The 17,586-nt window shown below is 38.5% G+C and carries 20 protein-coding genes and 9 tRNA genes; 2 read left to right on the forward strand and 27 right to left on the reverse strand.

Going from position 1 to position 17,586, the window contains the following annotated elements:
• Window positions 1–78: 78 nt before the first annotated feature.
• The 10 genes from ACOZIR_RS26680 to ACOZIR_RS26725 all read right to left on the reverse strand — a co-directional run bounded on the left by ACOZIR_RS26680 (window position 79) and on the right by ACOZIR_RS26725 (window position 1,484).
• A tRNA-Leu gene (locus tag ACOZIR_RS26680) sits at window positions 79–164 on the reverse strand.
• Window positions 165–186: 22 nt separating this feature from the next.
• Window positions 187–269 (reverse strand) — tRNA-Leu (locus ACOZIR_RS26685).
• Window positions 270–281: 12 nt separating this feature from the next.
• Window positions 282–354: transfer RNA gene (locus tag ACOZIR_RS26690), tRNA-Lys, on the reverse strand.
• A gap of 4 nt (window positions 355–358) precedes the next feature.
• A tRNA-Gln gene (locus ACOZIR_RS26695) sits at window positions 359–433 on the reverse strand.
• Between the two features lie 11 nt (window positions 434–444).
• Window positions 445–520, reverse strand: a tRNA-Asp gene (locus ACOZIR_RS26700).
• A 28-nt stretch (window positions 521–548) separates the two neighbouring features.
• Window positions 549–624 (reverse strand) — tRNA-Val (locus ACOZIR_RS26705).
• A gap of 24 nt (window positions 625–648) precedes the next feature.
• Window positions 649–723: transfer RNA gene (locus ACOZIR_RS26710), tRNA-Glu, on the reverse strand.
• 8 nt (window positions 724–731) lie between these two features.
• Window positions 732–822 (reverse strand) — tRNA-Ser (locus ACOZIR_RS26715).
• 3 nt (window positions 823–825) lie between these two features.
• A tRNA-Asn gene (locus ACOZIR_RS26720) sits at window positions 826–900 on the reverse strand.
• Between the two features lie 134 nt (window positions 901–1,034).
• Entirely contained in the window at window positions 1,035–1,484 is a 450-nt protein-coding gene (locus ACOZIR_RS26725; RefSeq protein ID WP_045295104.1) for a SprT family protein, read from the reverse strand.
• A 109-nt stretch (window positions 1,485–1,593) separates the two neighbouring features.
• Between ACOZIR_RS26725 and cmpA the strand changes: the two genes are divergently transcribed.
• Window positions 1,594–1,710: a cortex morphogenetic protein CmpA gene (gene cmpA, locus ACOZIR_RS26730; RefSeq protein WP_013055014.1), complete on the forward strand. Its 117-nt coding sequence runs from the start codon at window positions 1,594–1,596 to the stop codon at window positions 1,708–1,710.
• A 57-nt stretch (window positions 1,711–1,767) separates the two neighbouring features.
• Here cmpA and ACOZIR_RS26735 read toward each other — a convergent pair whose 3' ends face one another.
• The 14 genes from ACOZIR_RS26735 to acpS form a co-directional block, all read right to left on the reverse strand.
• Window positions 1,768–3,942 carry a Tex family protein gene (locus ACOZIR_RS26735; RefSeq protein WP_421536047.1) on the reverse strand — a complete coding sequence of 725 codons (2,175 nt, stop codon included), beginning with the start codon at window positions 3,940–3,942 and terminating at the stop codon, window positions 1,768–1,770.
• Between the two features lie 84 nt (window positions 3,943–4,026).
• Window positions 4,027–4,632, reverse strand: a complete 606-nt coding sequence (locus ACOZIR_RS26740; protein WP_033580804.1) for a PP2C family serine/threonine-protein phosphatase — start codon at window positions 4,630–4,632, stop codon at window positions 4,027–4,029.
• Entirely contained in the window at window positions 4,632–5,426 is a 795-nt protein-coding gene (sigB, locus tag ACOZIR_RS26745; RefSeq protein ID WP_013055011.1) for an RNA polymerase sigma factor SigB, read from the reverse strand. Before sigB ends, ACOZIR_RS26740 begins: the two co-directional genes overlap by 1 nt.
• A complete protein-coding gene (rsbW, locus tag ACOZIR_RS26750) occupies window positions 5,392–5,877 on the reverse strand; it encodes an anti-sigma B factor RsbW (RefSeq protein ID WP_025753516.1) in 486 nt (161 codons plus the stop codon). The genes sigB and rsbW overlap by 35 nt, the downstream gene beginning before the upstream one ends.
• The gene (locus tag ACOZIR_RS26755; RefSeq protein WP_013055009.1) at window positions 5,874–6,206 is read right to left on the reverse strand and encodes an anti-sigma factor antagonist; all 333 of its coding nucleotides are present in this window, start codon (window positions 6,204–6,206) and stop codon (window positions 5,874–5,876) included. The genes rsbW and ACOZIR_RS26755 overlap by 4 nt, the downstream gene beginning before the upstream one ends.
• Window positions 6,207–6,265: 59 nt before the next feature.
• Window positions 6,266–7,276 carry a PP2C family protein-serine/threonine phosphatase gene (locus ACOZIR_RS26760; protein WP_045295109.1) on the reverse strand — a complete coding sequence of 337 codons (1,011 nt, stop codon included), beginning with the start codon at window positions 7,274–7,276 and terminating at the stop codon, window positions 6,266–6,268.
• 13 nt (window positions 7,277–7,289) lie between these two features.
• The gene (locus ACOZIR_RS26765; protein ID WP_421536048.1) at window positions 7,290–7,691 is read right to left on the reverse strand and encodes an anti-sigma regulatory factor; all 402 of its coding nucleotides are present in this window, start codon (window positions 7,689–7,691) and stop codon (window positions 7,290–7,292) included.
• Between the two features lie 3 nt (window positions 7,692–7,694).
• Entirely contained in the window at window positions 7,695–8,051 is a 357-nt protein-coding gene (locus ACOZIR_RS26770) for an STAS domain-containing protein (RefSeq protein ID WP_013055006.1), read from the reverse strand.
• Between the two features lie 2 nt (window positions 8,052–8,053).
• Window positions 8,054–8,890 (reverse strand): RsbT co-antagonist protein RsbRA, encoded by an 837-nt coding sequence (locus ACOZIR_RS26775; protein ID WP_013055005.1) that lies wholly within the window; start codon window positions 8,888–8,890, stop codon window positions 8,054–8,056.
• A gap of 157 nt (window positions 8,891–9,047) precedes the next feature.
• Window positions 9,048–9,398: a type II toxin-antitoxin system endoribonuclease NdoA gene (gene ndoA / locus ACOZIR_RS26780; RefSeq protein WP_013055004.1), complete on the reverse strand. Its 351-nt coding sequence runs from the start codon at window positions 9,396–9,398 to the stop codon at window positions 9,048–9,050.
• A gap of 4 nt (window positions 9,399–9,402) precedes the next feature.
• Entirely contained in the window at window positions 9,403–9,684 is a 282-nt protein-coding gene (locus ACOZIR_RS26785) for a CopG family ribbon-helix-helix protein (protein WP_013055003.1), read from the reverse strand.
• A gap of 200 nt (window positions 9,685–9,884) precedes the next feature.
• Complete coding sequence (alr, locus tag ACOZIR_RS26790) at window positions 9,885–11,126, reverse strand: alanine racemase (protein WP_421536049.1); 1,242 nt, start codon at window positions 11,124–11,126, stop codon at window positions 9,885–9,887.
• A 62-nt stretch (window positions 11,127–11,188) separates the two neighbouring features.
• Window positions 11,189–12,247 carry a LolA family protein gene (locus ACOZIR_RS26795; protein ID WP_045295112.1) on the reverse strand — a complete coding sequence of 353 codons (1,059 nt, stop codon included), beginning with the start codon at window positions 12,245–12,247 and terminating at the stop codon, window positions 11,189–11,191.
• A gap of 58 nt (window positions 12,248–12,305) precedes the next feature.
• Window positions 12,306–12,671, reverse strand: coding sequence for a holo-ACP synthase (gene acpS / locus ACOZIR_RS26800; protein WP_045295149.1), 366 nt, complete (start codon window positions 12,669–12,671; stop codon window positions 12,306–12,308).
• A 64-nt stretch (window positions 12,672–12,735) separates the two neighbouring features.
• On the opposite strand from acpS, the gene ACOZIR_RS26805 reads away from it, so the two are divergent.
• A complete protein-coding gene (locus tag ACOZIR_RS26805) occupies window positions 12,736–13,338 on the forward strand; it encodes a rhomboid family intramembrane serine protease (RefSeq protein ID WP_045295114.1) in 603 nt (200 codons plus the stop codon).
• An 8-nt stretch (window positions 13,339–13,346) separates the two neighbouring features.
• On the opposite strand, the gene uvsE is transcribed toward ACOZIR_RS26805, so the two are convergent.
• The 3 genes from uvsE to ACOZIR_RS26820 form a co-directional block, all read right to left on the reverse strand.
• A complete protein-coding gene (uvsE, locus tag ACOZIR_RS26810) occupies window positions 13,347–14,318 on the reverse strand; it encodes a UV DNA damage repair endonuclease UvsE (RefSeq protein ID WP_045295117.1) in 972 nt (323 codons plus the stop codon).
• A gap of 96 nt (window positions 14,319–14,414) precedes the next feature.
• Window positions 14,415–15,926 (reverse strand): DEAD/DEAH box helicase, encoded by a 1,512-nt coding sequence (locus tag ACOZIR_RS26815; protein ID WP_042992387.1) that lies wholly within the window; start codon window positions 15,924–15,926, stop codon window positions 14,415–14,417.
• Between the two features lie 196 nt (window positions 15,927–16,122).
• Entirely contained in the window at window positions 16,123–17,505 is a 1,383-nt protein-coding gene (locus tag ACOZIR_RS26820; protein WP_045295119.1) for a UDP-N-acetylmuramoyl-tripeptide--D-alanyl-D-alanine ligase, read from the reverse strand.
• Window positions 17,506–17,586 lie beyond the last annotated feature (81 nt).

A 17,586-nucleotide genomic window follows, 5' to 3' on the forward strand; every position in this document is an offset into this window, starting at 1 on the left:
TTTACCGCCGTTGTTTTGGCGACTTTATTATAATATCATTTCTTTTTTCTTATGTCAACACTTTTTGAAAAGTTTTTTTGGTGCGGCCGAGAGGACTTGAACCTCCACGGGGTCGCCCCCACTAGGCCCTCAACCTAGCGCGTCTGCCATTCCGCCACGACCGCTAAATACATAAAATGAATAAGATGCGGGTGAAGGGACTTGAACCCCCACGTCGTAAAGACACTAGATCCTAAGTCTAGCGCGTCTGCCAATTCCGCCACACCCGCAAGAAATGAAAATGAGCCATGAAGGACTCGAACCTTCGACCCTCTGATTAAAAGTCAGATGCTCTACCAACTGAGCTAATGGCTCTTTATGGCTGGGCTAGCTGGATTCGAACCAACGCATGACGGAATCAAAATCCGTTGCCTTACCGCTTGGCGATAGCCCAATAATTTTAAATGGCGGTCCCGACGGGAATCGAACCCGCGATCTCCTGCGTGACAGGCAGGCATGTTAACCGCTACACCACGGGACCATCCAAAATTATGTATAAAACAGTCAAATGGTGGAGGATGACGGGATCGAACCGCCGACCCCCTGCTTGTAAGGCAGGTGCTCTCCCAGCTGAGCTAATCCTCCACAGAATATGTGAATAAAAATCAATGGTGACCCGTACGGGATTCGAACCCGTGTTACCGCCGTGAAAGGGCGGTGTCTTAACCGCTTGACCAACGGGCCATTATAAATGGCGGAGAAGGAGGGATTTGAACCCTCGCGCCGCTTACACGACCTACACCCTTAGCAGGGGCGCCTCTTCAGCCACTTGAGTACTTCTCCATATGGCTCCACAGGTAGGACTCGAACCTACGACCGATCGGTTAACAGCCGATAGCTCTACCACTGAGCTACTGTGGAATAATATTCATCAGACTTCTTACATTGTAATCGACATTATATGTAATGTCAATAAGTTTTTGTAATTTCTTTGCCGTTTATTTGAGACGGCTTTATTAATTTATCATAATCAATCTATTTTAGTCAAGCATCTTCTACATTTTTTTTAATTTACCTTTACACTTCCCACACACATATTTAACCGTGTTCACTTTTCTTTTTCGAACATATTTTTGCTCACACTGCATACATACATATATGTGCTCTTTTTTCTTTCCATCACTTTCTTTTTTCAATGCCTGACAAAATCGGGGGGCGCCTACTTCTTTCATTAGGCTTTTAAAGTCTTGATCTCCATGCTTATACCCTTTCCCCTCAATATGCAAATGATAGTGACAGAGCTCATGCTTAATAATTTCTACTATTTCCTGTCTGCCATATTGTTCAAAGTATTTGTAGTTTACTTCTATATTAGATGTACGTAATAAATACCTTCCACCTGTCGTACGTAAACGAGAATTAAAAGTGGCTTCATGACGAAATGGTTTGTGAAACAGCTTCAATGAAATTTCTTCTACAAGTATTTGTAAATCCTTATCATTCATCTTATATACTCCTCTACTGTATGAAATCACCTGACTAGCTCTTTGGGCATACACTTCATTACATACTCACTATTTACCTTATCATAAATGAAAAGGAGTGATTGTCCTTATGCCAATGTGGCTACAAAAACAAATGAGGCGCGCTTATTCTGAAAAAGACCGTGCACAAATAAAATTGCTCAATCAATGTTGGTTTTTTTATCAAAAAAATAACTCCGCTTCTTAAATCACTTCTTTTTACAAATAAAATTGCCTTTTCAGAAAATCTGAAAAGGCAATTTTATTATTGATGAGGTGGAATCATCGTCAGTGCGACTCTTCCTTTTTTCATATCTACGTCTTCTACCCACACATTCACCAAATCTCCTACTGAAACGACATCGAGGGGGTGCTTAACGTACCGATTCGTTAATTTAGAAATATGAACTAGACCGTCTTGCTTAACTCCTATATCGATGAACGCTCCGAAGTCTACGACGTTTCGCACCGTGCCTTCAAGCTGAATACCTTTTGCTAGATCCTCTAGCTTCAAAATATCCTGACGGAGCAAAGGTTTTGGCAGTTCGTCACGGGGATCTCTTTCCGGTCTTACGAGCGCTTCTATAATATCTTTTAAAGTAAGCTCCCCTATGCTTAATTCTTCTGATATTTCGGGTAAAGAAATATGTTTTAATGCTTCTTTTACTTTCTCCGTTCCAAGCTCAGTCTCTTTCAATTCCGCTTTCTTTAAAAGCTTTTTAACGTCTCCATATGTTTCAGGATGGATACCCGTTCTGTCTAAAGGTTCTTCACCTTCTATAATACGTAAAAACCCAATACACTGCTCATACGTTTTAGCACCTAGACGCGGAATTTTCTTCAACTGTTTTCGGTTAGAGAATTTCCCGTTTTCATCCCGATATTTTACAATGTTTTGAGCAACTGTCTTATTTAGACCAGCAACGTATTGTAGAAGCGAAGCAGAAGCCGTGTTTGCATTTACTCCTACCTGATTTACTACTGTCTCTACAATAAAAGTCAGTGAATCATTTAATTGCTTTTGAGACACATCATGCTGATACTGCCCTACCCCTACCGACTTAGGATCAATTTTCACAAGTTCAGCCAGCGGATCTTGCAGCCTTCTGGCAATCGATACAGCGCTTCGCTCTTCTACTTGAAAATCAGGAAATTCTTCTCTAGCAACATCAGAAGCCGAATATACGCTTGCTCCCGCTTCATTCACAATCAAATAATAAACTGGGTTTTCAATTTCTTTAAGAACATCCGCTACAAATTGCTCCGTTTCGCGAGATGCCGTTCCGTTTCCAATTGCCACTACTTCAATAGGATATTCAGCGAACATTTTCTTTAATTTAGTTTGCGCTTCAGCTGCTTTTCTCACAGGAGGATGTGGATAAATAACATCAATTTTTAATACCTTGCCTGTTTCATCTACTACAGCTAATTTGCAGCCTGTTCGAAAAGCTGGATCTACTCCTAATACCACTTTTCCTTTCAATGGAGGCTGGAGAAGAAGCTTTCGTAAGTTTTCAGAGAAGATGTGAATAGCTCTTTCTTCCGCTTTTTCTGATAGCTCTTTACGGATTTCACGTTCAATAGATGGTTCTATTAAGCGTTTATAGGCATCTTCTATAGCTGAGATGATATAACCTTCAGCTGAAGAATCCCTTTTCTTGATTACTTCTTTATGTAAATATGAAAGAATACGATCTGTAGGCGCATCAATACTCACTTTTAAAATACCGTCTTTTTCTCCTCTATTCATAGCTAAAATACGATGAGGAACGATTCGTTTTACCGCTTCTGTATATTCATAGTACATTTCATAGATATTTTTTTCATCTTTTTCCCGATCTTTGACTGAAGTAACAATTATGCCATCTTTTACAGTGGTCGCACGAATCCATTGACGGTAAGATGCTTCGTCAGAAATTTGTTCCGCTACAATGTCTAGGGCTCCCTGAATAGCTTCGTCAGAAGATCGAACTCCTGATTCTTCATTTATGTATGTTTGCGCTTCATTCTTCACTTCAGAACGCGGAAAGCTTAGTAGCCACTGTGCTAATGGTTCAAGACCTTTTTCTTTTGCTACAGTTGCTTTTGTACGTCGTTTTTGCTTAAAAGGGCGGTATAAATCTTCTACCTGCTGCAATTTCTTCGCTTGATGAATTTGAGCAGCCAGTTCCTCAGTTAATTTCCCTTGCTCTTCAATTAATCGACGAACTTCCTCTTTACGCTCCTCTAAATTCATTAAGTAGTTCCAGGAATCTAAAATATTCCGGATTTGGACTTCATCCAAAGCACCAGTTTGTTCTTTTCTATATCGAGCAATAAAGGGAACTGTATTACCATCTTCTACTAAAGCAATTACGTTTTGTACTTGCTTTTGTGAAATCTCTACCTCTTTACTTACACGTTGGACAATTTGATTATCTAATTTCGTTGCAACAGACACAGCTTATCCTCCTACCTAAATGAAACTTTGTCTCTATTGTAACAAAACTCACATGCAATAACACATGTGAGCTAAAAAGAAAGGCTATGCAGTTGGAAGATGACCAGCGATATACGTAATATCGTCATTATGAGAGCGAATTGCTGCCTGTAGCCGTGTCGACAATTGATCTACATTCATCGAGTTAGCAAAAACAGATTTAATCTCTTTTAATTCTAAGCCATCTGTATGAATCAAAAATTTAGAACCGGAGTCATACGGGAAGGTTTGGGTGCGGAACTTTTGAATTTTCCCTGATAAAAAACCTTGAATTGGCAGAGGGTACGTTAATTTCCCCTCCGGAGAATACAGATAAAAGCGGATATTACCTACATTTGTGTAATGAAATTCGTTATGTTTTTTATCAATTTTCAAAATAGCTACTGCCGCACCTCTTGTGTGTCGAGTAGCTTTGTTGCACTTAGAAATGATCTCATCCACATCCAGATGATGATGAGCTTTCGCTACATCCGTAACAGCTACAGAAGCGGCTCTCGCTTGTTCACCGCTTCCTAATCCATCTGCCACTGCACACAGAAAATAGTCATCCGTTTCTTTGACATAGTAACTATCTCCACAACACACGTTCCCCTGCTTTGGTTCTTGATATATATGAGTTTGAATCGACTTTGTATTAGGGTCTACTGTCATCACGACATATACTCCGAATCGTTAGAATCTGAGCGAGCTGCAGTCCTTAGCTTATCAAGAGCTCTTCTTTGCAGTCGAGATACATGCATTTGAGAAATCCCTAGCTTCTCACCGGCATCTTTTTGACTCAGATTTTCGATAAATGTATAGCGAATTACTTCTTTTTCTCTATCGCTTAATACATGAAGAATCTTTTCTAACACTAAGCGCTGATCAGTTTTCTCATAACCCGACTCTTGTTCACCTACTAAATCAAGGATTGTAACAGTACTTCCATCAGAGTCTGCTTCAATGGAATGATCAACAGACAACGCTTGATAACTTTGCCCCATCTCCATCGTTTCTAAAATTTCTTCCTCTGTCACTCCGATATGATCAGCAATTTCTTTTACTTGAGGAGATCGCTGTAAACGGGTTGTTAGCTCTTCGACAGCTGCTTTAATTTTAGGACCTAATTCTTTGATGCGGCGCGGTACGTGAACACTCCACGTTTTATCGCGTAAAAATCGCTTAATCTCTCCAATGATTGTAGGAACAGCAAACGATTCAAAGCTTCTTCCAAATGAAGCATCATACCTTCTAATAGCTCCTAACAGTCCTAGCATCCCTACCTGCACAATATCTTCATGTAAGCTTCTGCCTTTTGAATAACGACGTGCAATAGATTCAACAAGGTTCTTGTAATGTACTACTAGATCACTTTGTGCTTCTTCATCCTGCGTCTTTTGAAAGCGCTCAATTCGTTCCTGAACCTGTTCTTTAGTTAATTTCATAGGTTGAGACTGTGTTTTCATCACTCTCCACCTGCTCTCTTTGCACATACTTAGTCATCATTAGCGTTACACCTTTTGAATTGACCATTTTCACTTCGTCCATTAGTGTTTCAATTAAATATAAACCAAGTCCACCTTCAGGAAGAAATTCAACTTCTTTTGATGTTTCATAAGGTCCTATATGTTCCTTAAGTTCTTCAAAATTAAAGCTTTCACCTTTATCGACCACCATGATTTCTAAACGGTCATCAAATAAACCAAAACCTACTCTCACTTCACCATTTTCTTCACTCTTGTAAGCATGCTGTACGGCATTTGTACATGCCTCACTCACGGCAATTTTCATATCTTCAATTTCATCATAAGAAAAACCCATCCGGTTCGCTACACCAGACAGCGTCAGTCGAATAATTGCTACGTAGTCTGGCTTAGCAGGAATCTTCATCTCAACAAAGTCATAAGGCTGTTTCATTTTACGCCACCTTCTACTTGTGAATTCACGTTTAAAATGTCTGTGAGGCCCGTAATATCAAATAAGCGCTTGATGCGCTCTGATACACCAACAAATTTCAAAGAACCGTTATTTTTCTTATTGGCTTTTAACAATGCAATAAATACACCTAGTCCTGTACTATCCATGTATGATACATCGGTTAAATCGACTATAATTTCCGGTTCAGTATGTTCAGTAATTTCCATGAACTTTTCTTTTAGCTTAGGTGCTGTATATGCGTCAATCTCTCCAGCCAGCTTAATACGATATGCTTGACCGTCCTTTTGTATATCTATTTTTAAATTCATCGTATTAGTAGACCCCCTCTAATTTTGTGCTATATTTTCTGTACCCTTATTTAGAATACTTAAACTAAACTCTTCAAAATAATCAATGTAAAGTCATCCCTCAATTGAAAATGCTGTAATTTCTCCAGCTCTTTATATACAGATTCTACAATTTCTTGAGGAGACAAATGCATGTATTTTCGAATTAATTTTATGATGTCCAATCTTTCGATAAATCCTTCTTCAGTTCTGCATTCTGTTACACCATCTGTTAATAGAACAATCATATCGTCTTTTGAAAGCTGCTGCTCGTACTGAAGATATTTCACATGACGATCGACTCCTAGCACGAGTCCTTTTGCTTCCAAATCTTCAAATGAATCAGCTTTAGCATCATAATAAAAGCCTGGCTCATGCCCTGCAGATGCGTAATCAAATAAGTTTGTCTCGGGATTATAGCTTCCGTAGAACATCGTAATAAACATACTTGGATCTACGTTTCGCTCTACAATATTATTCAAGTTCTCTAATACGTAACTTGGATTTTTTCTTGAGTCCGGTAAGCTGTCCATTGCATACTTGATCATAGACATACACATTGCAGCTGGAATTCCTTTTCCGATCACATCGGCAATGGCAATACTTAACCCACCGTGCTCTTCTTCTACAAAGTGAAAATAATCTCCGTTCATCTGTTTAGCGGGTACACTAATAGCGCCAATTTCTAAGGTTGAACTAGCCGGAACCTTTGTCCCCAACAGCGTCTGCTGGACGTTAGCGGCAACTTCAATTTCAGAACGAAGTTCCCGCTGCTTATTTTTTAATGTTTGGTGCTCACGAAGAGCAAGACCGTAGCTGATCATTACTTCAAGTAAAAAGTCTAGAGAATGCAGCACTTTTTCTGGAATATCAGAATAAATTTCTTCAATCACTTCTTTATGAATGCTCACAATATCTTCTGGCGATATTTCATTCTCTAAAGATTTTCTACTTAGTTTTTGTCCTTGATACAAAATTTGTTCATTTTGTGTTTGGATATAGTTCCCCAAAATATCTTTGTATAAATCTCTCATCTCTTTATCAAAAGACATTATCTATTTCCTCCTACCGGAGCCACTTAACTGCTTTAATCTCAGTACCTTCTCCGACATTTGTTTCGATGTCAAACTCATCCATCAATCGTTTTACCCCAGGAAGCCCAGCTCCTAGCCCACCCGATGTTGAGTATCCATCTTCCATTACTTTGCGAACGTCGGAGATACCTGGCCCTTCATCTGTTGCTACGACAAGAAGACCGTTTTTTCCTCCACGATTTAATTTCTCAATATAGATTTGACCCTTACCCGCATATAGGTAAATATTACGAGCTAATTCAGAAATGGCGGTTGTAATACGAGCTTGGTCAACTGTTCCAAACCCTAGCTCTTTCGACACATTTCTACCTAATTGGCGTGCCGCTACGATGTCCCATTCTGTTACGATTTTTACGCTGGATTGGAATTCCATATACTAATCCCCCAATTCCGATTGGAGTTTCTCAAGACCTTTTTCTAAATCGAGTGCAGTAAGAACATCGTTTAGGCCAATCCCTAACTCAACAAGTGTAATAGCTACTGCAGGCTGGATACCTGTTAATACTACTCTGGCCCCCATCAAATTAGACATGCTAACCACGTCACCTAACACTTTTGCGATGAATGAATCGATCATATCAATTGAAGTTAAATCGATTACCACTCCTTTTGCTCCAGTTTGATGAATTTTACTTAGCAAATCTTCTTGGAATTGAATAGCCGTTTGATCATCCAGCTCCCATTGAATGGATACCAATAAATAGTCGTACAATTTCAAAATGGGTATTCTCACGTTTATTCCTCCGATTCTATATCAACTATTTTCCGCTCAGTCATTTCTAACGCAAACTCTACACCTTTTTTTAAAGAGTTTTTCGTAATAATTTCGTTTAAGTTAATACCTAAGTTCACAATAGTCTGAGCAATTTCCGGACGAATTCCTACTAACAAACACTTGGCTCCAACCAAACGTACAGCTTCAGCAGCTTGAATGATATGATGGGCAACCATCGTATCTACTACTGGTACTCCGGTAATATCTATTAATACGACCTCTGATCGGTGTTTTACGACACCTTGCAGTAAATTTTCCATAATTTTCTTCGCGCGATCAGTGTCAATTGTTCCTACAAGCGGCATTACCGTAATTTTATCAAATACCGGTATTAATGGAGCAGACAATTCTTGAAGTGCAACTTTTTGCAACATAACTGTATTTTCCCACGAGTTGGAGTATTGTTCTACTATTTTGTTATAAATAGGGCTTAACCACTTGTCAAACCGATAGAATAATTCGGAATGAGTTTGATCAGCCTTTACATGTTCACTGTTTACATACCCTTCAACCACTACATGCCCCAAGTTACGTACACCCTGTGTCAAATAAGCAAGAGGCCATCCTAAACTCACAACTCGTCCTACTACTTCCTCTAGTTCCTCGGCAAAATTTTCCTGATCACGGAATGCTTTTGCCAAAAGTAAATTTACAAAATCAGAGCTTACATTTACGTACACTTGCTCGGATACAATGTTTTTAATCCGCTCTGTTTCCACATCATTCATTAACACTAGCCATCGATCAAAAATTTCTGATTTATGATTTTGTATATAATTGAATAAATCTTGATTCATGAGGTCCTCCTTGTGAGTCAATACACTCATTTATATCTATATATATATTATCATTTTTAAAACGTTTCTTATTACAATATACGTTTACTGATTATTCCTAGTCAAATTAAAAAAGTTGCTCATAAAGGAGCAACTTAGCATAAATGGAAGTATAATTCTAAAAGTCGATAAGTCCTACACTGATTTGCAAGGCTTCATCCACTCTGTCCATCATTTCATCATCTAAATGGGTAATCTTGTCTGTTAGCCTCTGTTTATCAATAGTACGAATTTGTTCTAGTAAAATAACTGAATCTCGCTCAAATCCATAGCGCTTTGCATCAATTTCAACATGCGTAGGTAACTTTGCCTTTTGAATTTGAGCAGTGATCGCAGCTACAATAACAGTTGGGCTAAAACGATTGCCTATATCATTTTGAATGACAAGTACAGGGCGAACGCCTCCTTGTTCTGAGCCAACAACAGGAGATAGGTCAGCAAAATAAACGTCGCCACGTTTGACTACCAAGTCATTACCCCCCGCTTACTAAACGATCCACAGTATGATCAGCTTCATACTCTGCTAGAAAAGCCTCGGAAGCAATATTTAAGTTTATCTTTGCCATCTCCATATATCCACGTCTCATTGATTCGCGAATATGGCGTTTTTTTCGCTCACGAAGGTACAATTTTGTTGCTTGGTGAATAAAATCACTTCGGTTGCCATTTTCTTGTTTAACCATAAGATCGAGCTCCGATACTAAATTTTTCGGTAATCTTACTAGGATTTCTGTAGTTGCGCTCGCTTCAGACACAAACATACACCTCCAACATCAATACACACACCAATAGTCTCATCTTTCCTTATCATAACATTGATTAGCTTTAATGGAAAGTTAATTCTGTCAATTTCTACACTATTATCGTCAATTGATACCCTCTTTTATGCATGGAAGTTATTATTTTATTGTCTTTTGTTCAAAGGCTTTTTATGTTGACTCAGGAAGATATATATTCAGCGCAAGATATAATTATTAACATCAATGTGCTGCGAATCTCTTGTATAAACCCTCGGAACCCTTGCTGCAATCATGCAAGGGATTTCATAATTGATTGTTTCAAGATGCTTCGCTACTTCATCAATTGTAATTTCAGCACCTTTTTGTTTCCCGATAAATGTAACTTTTGTACCCATTTTATACATTTTAGGTAATTTAATCATCAATTGGTCCATGCATATCCTACCAACAATTGGCATTTTAACTCCATCTACTAACACTTCAAAATTACTTAATTTACGAATCCAGCCGTCTGCATATCCTACTGGAATAGTAGCAATCCATTCATCTTCTTTAGCTTCATAAGTAGCTCCGTAACTGATATGACTGCCTTTTTTGACTTTTTTAACATGCACAATACGGCTGTGCAGCGAAAAAGCTTGTTTTAACGGAATTGGCAAGACTTCTTTTAATTCCTCAGAAGGACTTAATCCATACATAGAGATACCTAAGCGTACTCCATTAAAGATATCTTTGGGACGACGAAGCAAGGCTGCGCTATTTGCACAGTGAATCACCGGAGGTGTAAAATTATGCTCTTTTACAATTCGAACCATTTCCTCGAAAAATGTGTATTGGTCTTCAAAATAAGAAGAGTTTAGCTCATCTGCTGTTGCAAAGTGTGTAAACACTCCGTCCAGCACGAATCCTGAGTGGGAAGCGATGATGTTCATTGTTTCGTGTAATTCTTCTTTTGTTCTAATTCCCAAGCGCCCCATGCCTGTATCTATTTTTAAATGCATATGCAACTGACTGTTTTCACCGAGTACAGACGCCGCTTCTTCAATCCAAGCTTTGCTGTAAGCAGTGACCGTTACACCCCACTCCAATGCGGTTTGAATGTGTAAGGTAGGTACGGCTCCTAATACTAAAATGGATTCCTTTATTCCTTTTTTTCGAAGAGCAATAGCTTCATCCAAAAAAGCTACAGCTAGCATATCAGCGCCCGCTTGAAGCGCAATCTCTGCTACTTCTTTATCCCCATGCCCGTACGCATTGGCCTTTACTACGGCCATTAGCATTTTATGCCCCGGTATCAGTTCTCTTACATGATTCACATTTTGAAAAATGGCTTCTACATCAATTTCTGCCCATGTTTCTCTATAAAATGCATCCATTACTACGACACTTCCTTTTTTCAGAACCATTCTAAACGTACTTTCCTCTGTTAGTATAATACATCTATAGCCAAACTTCATCTCGATCTTTATTCAAATTAAGCAAGAACAAGCCTACATATATGCAGGCTTGTAAGCTTCTCTTATTTTCCCATCTGACTTTGCACAGATCTAGCAACTGTACTCAATTCATCTGGTGTTAGCTGATCAGAAGCCAGCATAAAGTCTACTCCATTATATGTCCAAGATAGACTTTTATCCGTTAAAGCTCCCACAGTAAAACCTAAATCAAATGGCTCTCCGGCAGTAACTGTAGATGTTGCTGTTTTAGCTACTTGAGCTTTTTCTTGTACAAGCGTAAACGGCTTTTCTCCTTTGTACATTAAAACAACTCTCTCGCCATTTTCCGTCTCAATTTTCTTTTCCTTGGACAGCTTTGTACCTTTTGGAACATCCTTAGGATAAAGAACGCTAAATGATTTTTGCTGAGCTAATGTCGGAACGTCAATCTTTGCACTTGTCATGTTCCTTTTTGTATCAAAAGCCCCTTTATCAAACTTAGAATCGAACTTCACCTTAGAGAAATCAACTTTTATTAACACTTTATTATCCGTATCCATGATTTTAACCGAAACAGGCGCTAAGTCACTTTTGTTCAGCGTAATTTCTTGCTTAGGAAGCATTGTGCTATTTTGATAGTTGGTTTTTGTTTCAAAAATATAATGCTTATCCGTCGATTTAAAACTTGCCTTTTCATCCTTTACAATATCTTGGACAAGGGATTCATACAAATAGGCTTGACTGCTATTTTGCGGCCAGTCGCTTTGAAAACGAAAGCTTTTATTTAAGGCAGGCGTTAAAACAAAAACCCCTTCATCATTACGCAAAATCATTTGGCTTTGATCTTTCTTTGTATTTTTCAAATTCACTCGATAATACATAGGCTTACTATGCCAAATCTCTACATCGTATACTTGAGCATCTTTCCCTGTATTTAATGTCATCTTAGCATCTGATTTATACCCCGCCATTTCTTGTACCTTGGCATCCAATGCATCTGTTACATCCTGCTGACTTTTTTCACCGCATGCTGATAAGGCTAAGAGAAAAAAGGCGCAAACAAATAAGCCAATCCATTTTTTATGCATTTCCCCAACTCCTTTATTTCGTATATTCACAACTAAACGGAGAAGCAAGAACATATCTTGTCTCCCCTATCCACACTATGAATATATGAACAAGAAATAGTGAATATGCAGACTAGCTTGACAAGCGTTCAATAATTACTTGAGCAATCGCATAGTGCGCACTGTGGGAAATAGATACGTGTACCGACGCGTCCAGTGGTTGTTTTGTAACAATGTGGGGTTTTCCTCTTTCATCATTCACGATTTCAATATCTTGGAAGCTGAAATCTTTTCCTATTCCTGTTCCAAGAGCTTTCGAATATGCTTCCTTCACAGCAAATCTTCCTGCTAAAAATTCGACCTTGCGTCGGCTTGATAGCTTTTCATAGCGTTCTCTTTCGTTTTTTGTTAAAATTCGAGTAATAAAAGCGCTTTGACGCTGCACCATTTTTTCAATCCGCTCTAACTCTGTAATATCAATTCCAGTTCCTATAATCATTTTCATTTAATCCTCTCTTACAGAATAGTATATAAAAATGCCTTTATAAAAAGGAGTGACAAATATGTTCGTACGCACAGAAAATGCAGCTGAATTTAAACGTTTTTATCCTGTTACCTTCACGCTTATCTGCATCCACATTGCGCTATGGTTACTTGCCGCTCTTCCCTCACACCTTGCAGAATCTTTTATACATCAGCTTATTGGTATGAATAGCTTAATTTCCCAAGGAGACTACTGGCGGCTTTTCACACCTATCTTTTTGCATCTAAGCTTTTCACACCTTCTTTTTAACTCATTTTCATTGTTCTTGTTAGGACCGGGTGCTGAGCGCATTCTTTCTTCTTATAAGTTTCTTCTATTCTACCTTACGTGTGGATTGCTTGGAAATATCGTTACATTTCTAATCCAACCTTCTTTTTACAGCCACGTGGGTGCATCCGGTGCCATTTTCGGACTGCTTGGATTTTACCTCTATCTTGTCATAAAACAAAAGCATATGCTTTCTAAAAGCAACCAGCAAATCATTGTCGTTTTTTTAGTTATTGGATTACTTTCAGGTCTGCTAACCCCAGGAACCAACAACACTGCTCATTTCGCTGGAGGTATTGCTGGATTTCTTCTCGCTTTTCTTATATTCAAACAGAAAAACAAGCCACAGATATGAGGCCTGCTTTAGGATTTAATATAAAAAGTGGATGAGTTAATAAATTCCACATCTTCATAAGACTTTAAATCTCTTACTAACTGAAAGAGTGCTTCATCTTTTTTCTTAGCTTCAATCATGCAATCAATTTGCGGTATTGTTCCATTTACTTCTTTTAAAAAGCTGTAAAACCCATTAACATCGATATAATCTGCATGAGCTCTAAATTCTTTATCACTTTTAGGACTAGATATATGCATTTTTAGAGGCAGCGTTTCATGTTCCCATGTTCGAATGATACGGTCCCAATGCTCTTGCCATGAAGTTTCATCGTTGTTCGCCTGATGATGATGAAGATCAAAAATGATTGGGACATTTAGTTTTTCACATAAATACAGGACGTCCTTTATATGAAAGGTTGTATCGTCGTTTTCCAACATAATCATTTGCTGAAGGGATTGAGGTACAAGCCCCCAATTATGAATAAACTGCTCCAGTGCTTTTTCTTTATCATTATAAGCTCCTCCAACATGTAAAACACAGCGATTTTGAAGCGGAATATTCATTCCTTTCAGCAACTTTTGATGCATGCGAAGAGTTTGGATAGAATGCTTAAAAACCTCTTTATCCGTTGAGTTTAAAACAACAAAATGATCTGGGTGAAAATCTACTCGCATTGGGTGTTCCTTCAAAAATACAGAAATACGCTGAAGAGCATCTTTTAAAGGAGCTATGTAGTTCCACTCTTTTAGCGCCTCATGGTTAGCTAATGGAATTAACTTAGAACTGAATCGAAAAAACTCAATTTCACTCCACGCGTTATGTTTTAATAACCGTAAGCAGTTTTCTAAGTTGGATATTGCAATACGTTCGAGCTTGCGAATGGCCGCTTCATGGTCTTTCACACGCTGAAATTGTGCAAAAGTCATGGTTTGAGAAGGAGAACTATTTTCCAAATGAACGCTCATCGCCACATAACCTAACCGAACAATGGTCGACATTAGTGAACACCCCATTTTATTTTACTCATAGTGTGCACCAATAAAATAGCAATTAACACATTAAAAAAAACGAGCCTGTTAAGGCCCGTTTTTATTTTACGCTTTGCTGCGAGAATCTTTACGATTACTGCTGCTATTGCGATTTCTATTATCACTGCCGTTGCTTCCACCGCGACGCTTGTCACCAAAACGCTTTGAGTTTCCACGACGATTTTGCTGTGAGTAGTTTTTAGAGTTAGAACGTGAACGACCTCCGCCATTTCCACGTTTGTTTTTATCACCTTTTGCAATTACCGGTGGTTCAGCAGTTAATTGAATTGGTGATTCGTTTGGTTCTTTTGTAAATAATTTGATTGCCGCTGCCACTAATGAAACTGAATCGTGCTCTTCAAGTAACTCTTCTGCCAACTGTTTGTAGTAAGATAAGTTGCCTTGTGTCACAGATTCTGTTAATTTGTCAGCTGCAATACGCTGTTGACCTTCCATTGCTTCATCAAGCGTTGGAGGAGTCATACGCTCCATTTTACGTTTTGTTGTACGCTCAATATTGTGTAACTGTCCAGTTTCTCTTGGCGTTACAAATGTCATAGCAGCACCCATTTTACCAGCACGTCCTGTACGTCCGATACGGTGTACATAGCTCTCCGGATCTTGAGGGATATCAAAGTTGTATACATGAGTAACACCAGAAATATCAAGTCCGCGTGCAGCTACGTCTGTCGCAACTAATACATCAATAGAACCTTCTTTAAATTGACGTAGTACAGATAGACGTTTCGATTGCGTCAAGTCACCATGGATACCTTGTGCAGAATAACCACGCATATTTAATGCTTCTGATAACTCATCAACACGGCGCTTTGTACGACCAAAGATGATAGCTAATTCAGGTGATTGCATATCTAAAAGACGAGTAAGGATATCAAATTTACGCTTTTCTTGTACTTCTAAATAATACTGCGTAATGTTTGGCATCGTTACTTCTTTTGCTTTTACTTTTACCACTTTTGGTTCGTTCATGAATTTTTCAGCAATGCGACGGATTGGAGTAGGCATTGTTGCTGAGAATAAAAGTGTTTGGTGGTTCTCAGGTACGTTTGATAAGATTTTTTCAATGTCTTCGATGAATCCCATGTTTAACATTTCATCTGCTTCATCTAAAATAACTGTATGAACGTCTTGTAGACGAAGTGTACGACGATTAATATGATCTAGCATACGCCCTGGTGTCCCTACGATGATATGAGGGTGCTTTTTCAATGCACGAATTTGACGACTGATATCTTGACCACCATAAATTGATAGCACGCGTACGCGCTTTGTTTGACCAATTTTGTAAAGTTCTTCAGATACCTGTACAGCAAGTTCACGAGTAGGAGCAATAATTAACCCTTGAATTGCATCTACGTTTACATCAACTTTTTCAATAAGAGGAATACCAAATGCCGCTGTTTTACCTGTTCCTGTTTGTGCTTGTCCGATCAAATCGTGACCTTCTAGTGCTAATGGGATAGTTTCTGATTGAATTGGTGTTGCTTCTTCAAAACCCATTTTACTCACAGCTTTATTAAGCTGTTGACTTAATCCTAAATCTTGAAATAATGCCAAGTTTTTCAAACTCCTTTTATATTTAGACTATCTATATTTTACAAAAAAAAGCATTCTCCGAGGAAACGGAAAATGCTCTAAACGACTACTTCAATAAATTCAACGTTTAGAGTATAAGCGCCTCAAGACACTCAGACTACATCATAACACTATGGCTTTCCGTTTGCAATAGAGCTTACTTATACTCTTTTTAATATCACGATAATTTATACATCATTTTTGAGATAACTTCCTCAAGCTTCATTCCTCGAGATGCTTTCACTAAAACCACATCTTCTCTTGTTGTAATCGCTGTTAATTTTTTAACAAGCTCATCTTTTTCCTCAAAGTGCATTACCTTATCTTCTGCAAAATTATTTTTTGCTCCTTGCTCAATTTCAACAGATAAGGGACCGTATGTTAGAACATAATCAATTTTTTCTGCCTGAATAAACTCTCCCACTTCTTTGTGGAACTCTTTTTCCTGATCGCCTAATTCAAGCATATCCCCGAGAACAAGAATTTTTTGCTTATAGCCTTCTAAATCATGCATCAACGTGATAGCAGCTTTAACGGACGTTGGACTTGCGTTGTATGCGTCATTAATGAAGGTCAGGCCATCTGTTCGTTTCACAAGCTCCATACGCATATTTGTTAGCTTTAATTCTTTTAAACCCTTAGCGATTGTTTCATTGTCTAGTCCAAAATAATGACCTACCGCAATAGCAGAAAGCGCATTGTGAACATTATGTTTACCTAATACCGGGATAAAGAATGAATATGTTGTTTCACGTGAAACAGTGAATGTTGTTCCTAACTCTTCAGCTGAAATAGCACTTGGATACAAATCGTTTTGTTCTGAGCTGCCAAATGTCACCGTTTCAAATAATGGATTAACTACGCGCGACGTTAAAAGTGGCTCATCACCATTGTAGACAAGCTGACCTGTTGGCGCTAAGCCGCTTGTAATTTCTAATTTTGCCTCCGCAATTCCATCACGACTTCCTAAGTCTTGAAGGTGCGATTCTCCGATATTTGTAATAATGGCCACATCAGGCTCCGCTAAATTAGAAAGAAACTCAATCTCTCCTCGGCTGCTCATGCCCATTTCTAAAACTGCAATATCATGAGTTTCATCTAAACGCAAAATAGTAAGCGGCATGCCAATATGGTTATTAAAGTTTCCATCTGTTTTCAGAACACAGTAAGTTGTATCAAGCACAGCTTTCACCATGTCTTTTGCGGTTGTTTTTCCGTTACTTCCTGTAATGCCCACTACTTTAATATCTAACTCGTGACGATAGGATTTCGCTAATTGCTGAAGAGCTTCTAGCGTATCATCGACTAAAATAACACTAATGTCTGTCGGTGGGTTTTCTTCATCTTTGTTCCACAGAGTAGCGACCGCTCCGTTTTCAGTTGCTTTATCGACAAATGTATGCCCATTAAAACGTTCCCCTTTAATTGGGATATATAAATTGCCTTGCTGAATTGTTCTCGTATCAATTGAGACTCCCTCAATTCCAGCTGCTTTGTTCCCGCTATGAAATACACTTCCTGGAATCATTGCAGCTAGCTGTTTAAGCGTACGTTTAATCATTGTTGGTTTGCTCCTCTCGATATAAAGTAAACTGTGGATACTATTAATTGAAACTAAACACAGAAACACTATTCATGATGA

It is taken from the genome of Priestia sp. D3YE.R1, from assembly GCF_049199565.1.
Classification (GTDB): domain Bacteria; phylum Bacillota; class Bacilli; order Bacillales; family Bacillaceae_H; genus Priestia; species Priestia aryabhattai.

What these genes read in the sequence shown, in the direction of transcription:
- ACOZIR_RS26765 (WP_421536048.1), bottom strand. Translation starts at nt 7,691, where the DNA reads ATGGAATTCCAATCCAGCGTAAAAATCGTAACAGAATGGGACATCGTA.
- acpS (WP_045295149.1), bottom strand. Translation starts at nt 12,671, where the DNA reads ATGATTATAGGAACTGGAATTGATATTACAGAGTTAGAGCGGATTGAA.
- ACOZIR_RS26820 (WP_045295119.1), bottom strand. Translation starts at nt 17,505, where the DNA reads ATGATTAAACGTACGCTTAAACAGCTAGCTGCAATGATTCCAGGAAGT.
- ACOZIR_RS26740 (WP_033580804.1), bottom strand. Translation starts at nt 4,632, where the DNA reads ATGACAGTAGACCCTAATACAAAGTCGATTCAAACTCATATATATCAA.
- ACOZIR_RS26775 (WP_013055005.1), bottom strand. Translation starts at nt 8,890, where the DNA reads ATGAATCAAGATTTATTCAATTATATACAAAATCATAAATCAGAAATT.
- ACOZIR_RS26795 (WP_045295112.1), bottom strand. Translation starts at nt 12,247, where the DNA reads ATGTTCTTGCTTCTCCGTTTAGTTGTGAATATACGAAATAAAGGAGTT.
- alr (WP_421536049.1), bottom strand. Translation starts at nt 11,126, where the DNA reads ATGAAGTTTGGCTATAGATGTATTATACTAACAGAGGAAAGTACGTTT.
- ACOZIR_RS26760 (WP_045295109.1), bottom strand. Translation starts at nt 7,276, where the DNA reads ATGTCTTTTGATAAAGAGATGAGAGATTTATACAAAGATATTTTGGGG.
- cmpA (WP_013055014.1), top strand. Translation starts at nt 1,594, where the DNA reads ATGCCAATGTGGCTACAAAAACAAATGAGGCGCGCTTATTCTGAAAAA.
- rsbW (WP_025753516.1), bottom strand. Translation starts at nt 5,877, where the DNA reads ATGAAACAGCCTTATGACTTTGTTGAGATGAAGATTCCTGCTAAGCCA.
- uvsE (WP_045295117.1), bottom strand. Translation starts at nt 14,318, where the DNA reads ATGTCGACCATTGTTCGGTTAGGTTATGTGGCGATGAGCGTTCATTTG.
- ACOZIR_RS26755 (WP_013055009.1), bottom strand. Translation starts at nt 6,206, where the DNA reads ATGAATTTAAAAATAGATATACAAAAGGACGGTCAAGCATATCGTATT.
- sigB (WP_013055011.1), bottom strand. Translation starts at nt 5,426, where the DNA reads ATGAAAACACAGTCTCAACCTATGAAATTAACTAAAGAACAGGTTCAG.
- ACOZIR_RS26805 (WP_045295114.1), top strand. Translation starts at nt 12,736, where the DNA reads ATGTTCGTACGCACAGAAAATGCAGCTGAATTTAAACGTTTTTATCCT.
- ACOZIR_RS26725 (WP_045295104.1), bottom strand. Translation starts at nt 1,484, where the DNA reads ATGAATGATAAGGATTTACAAATACTTGTAGAAGAAATTTCATTGAAG.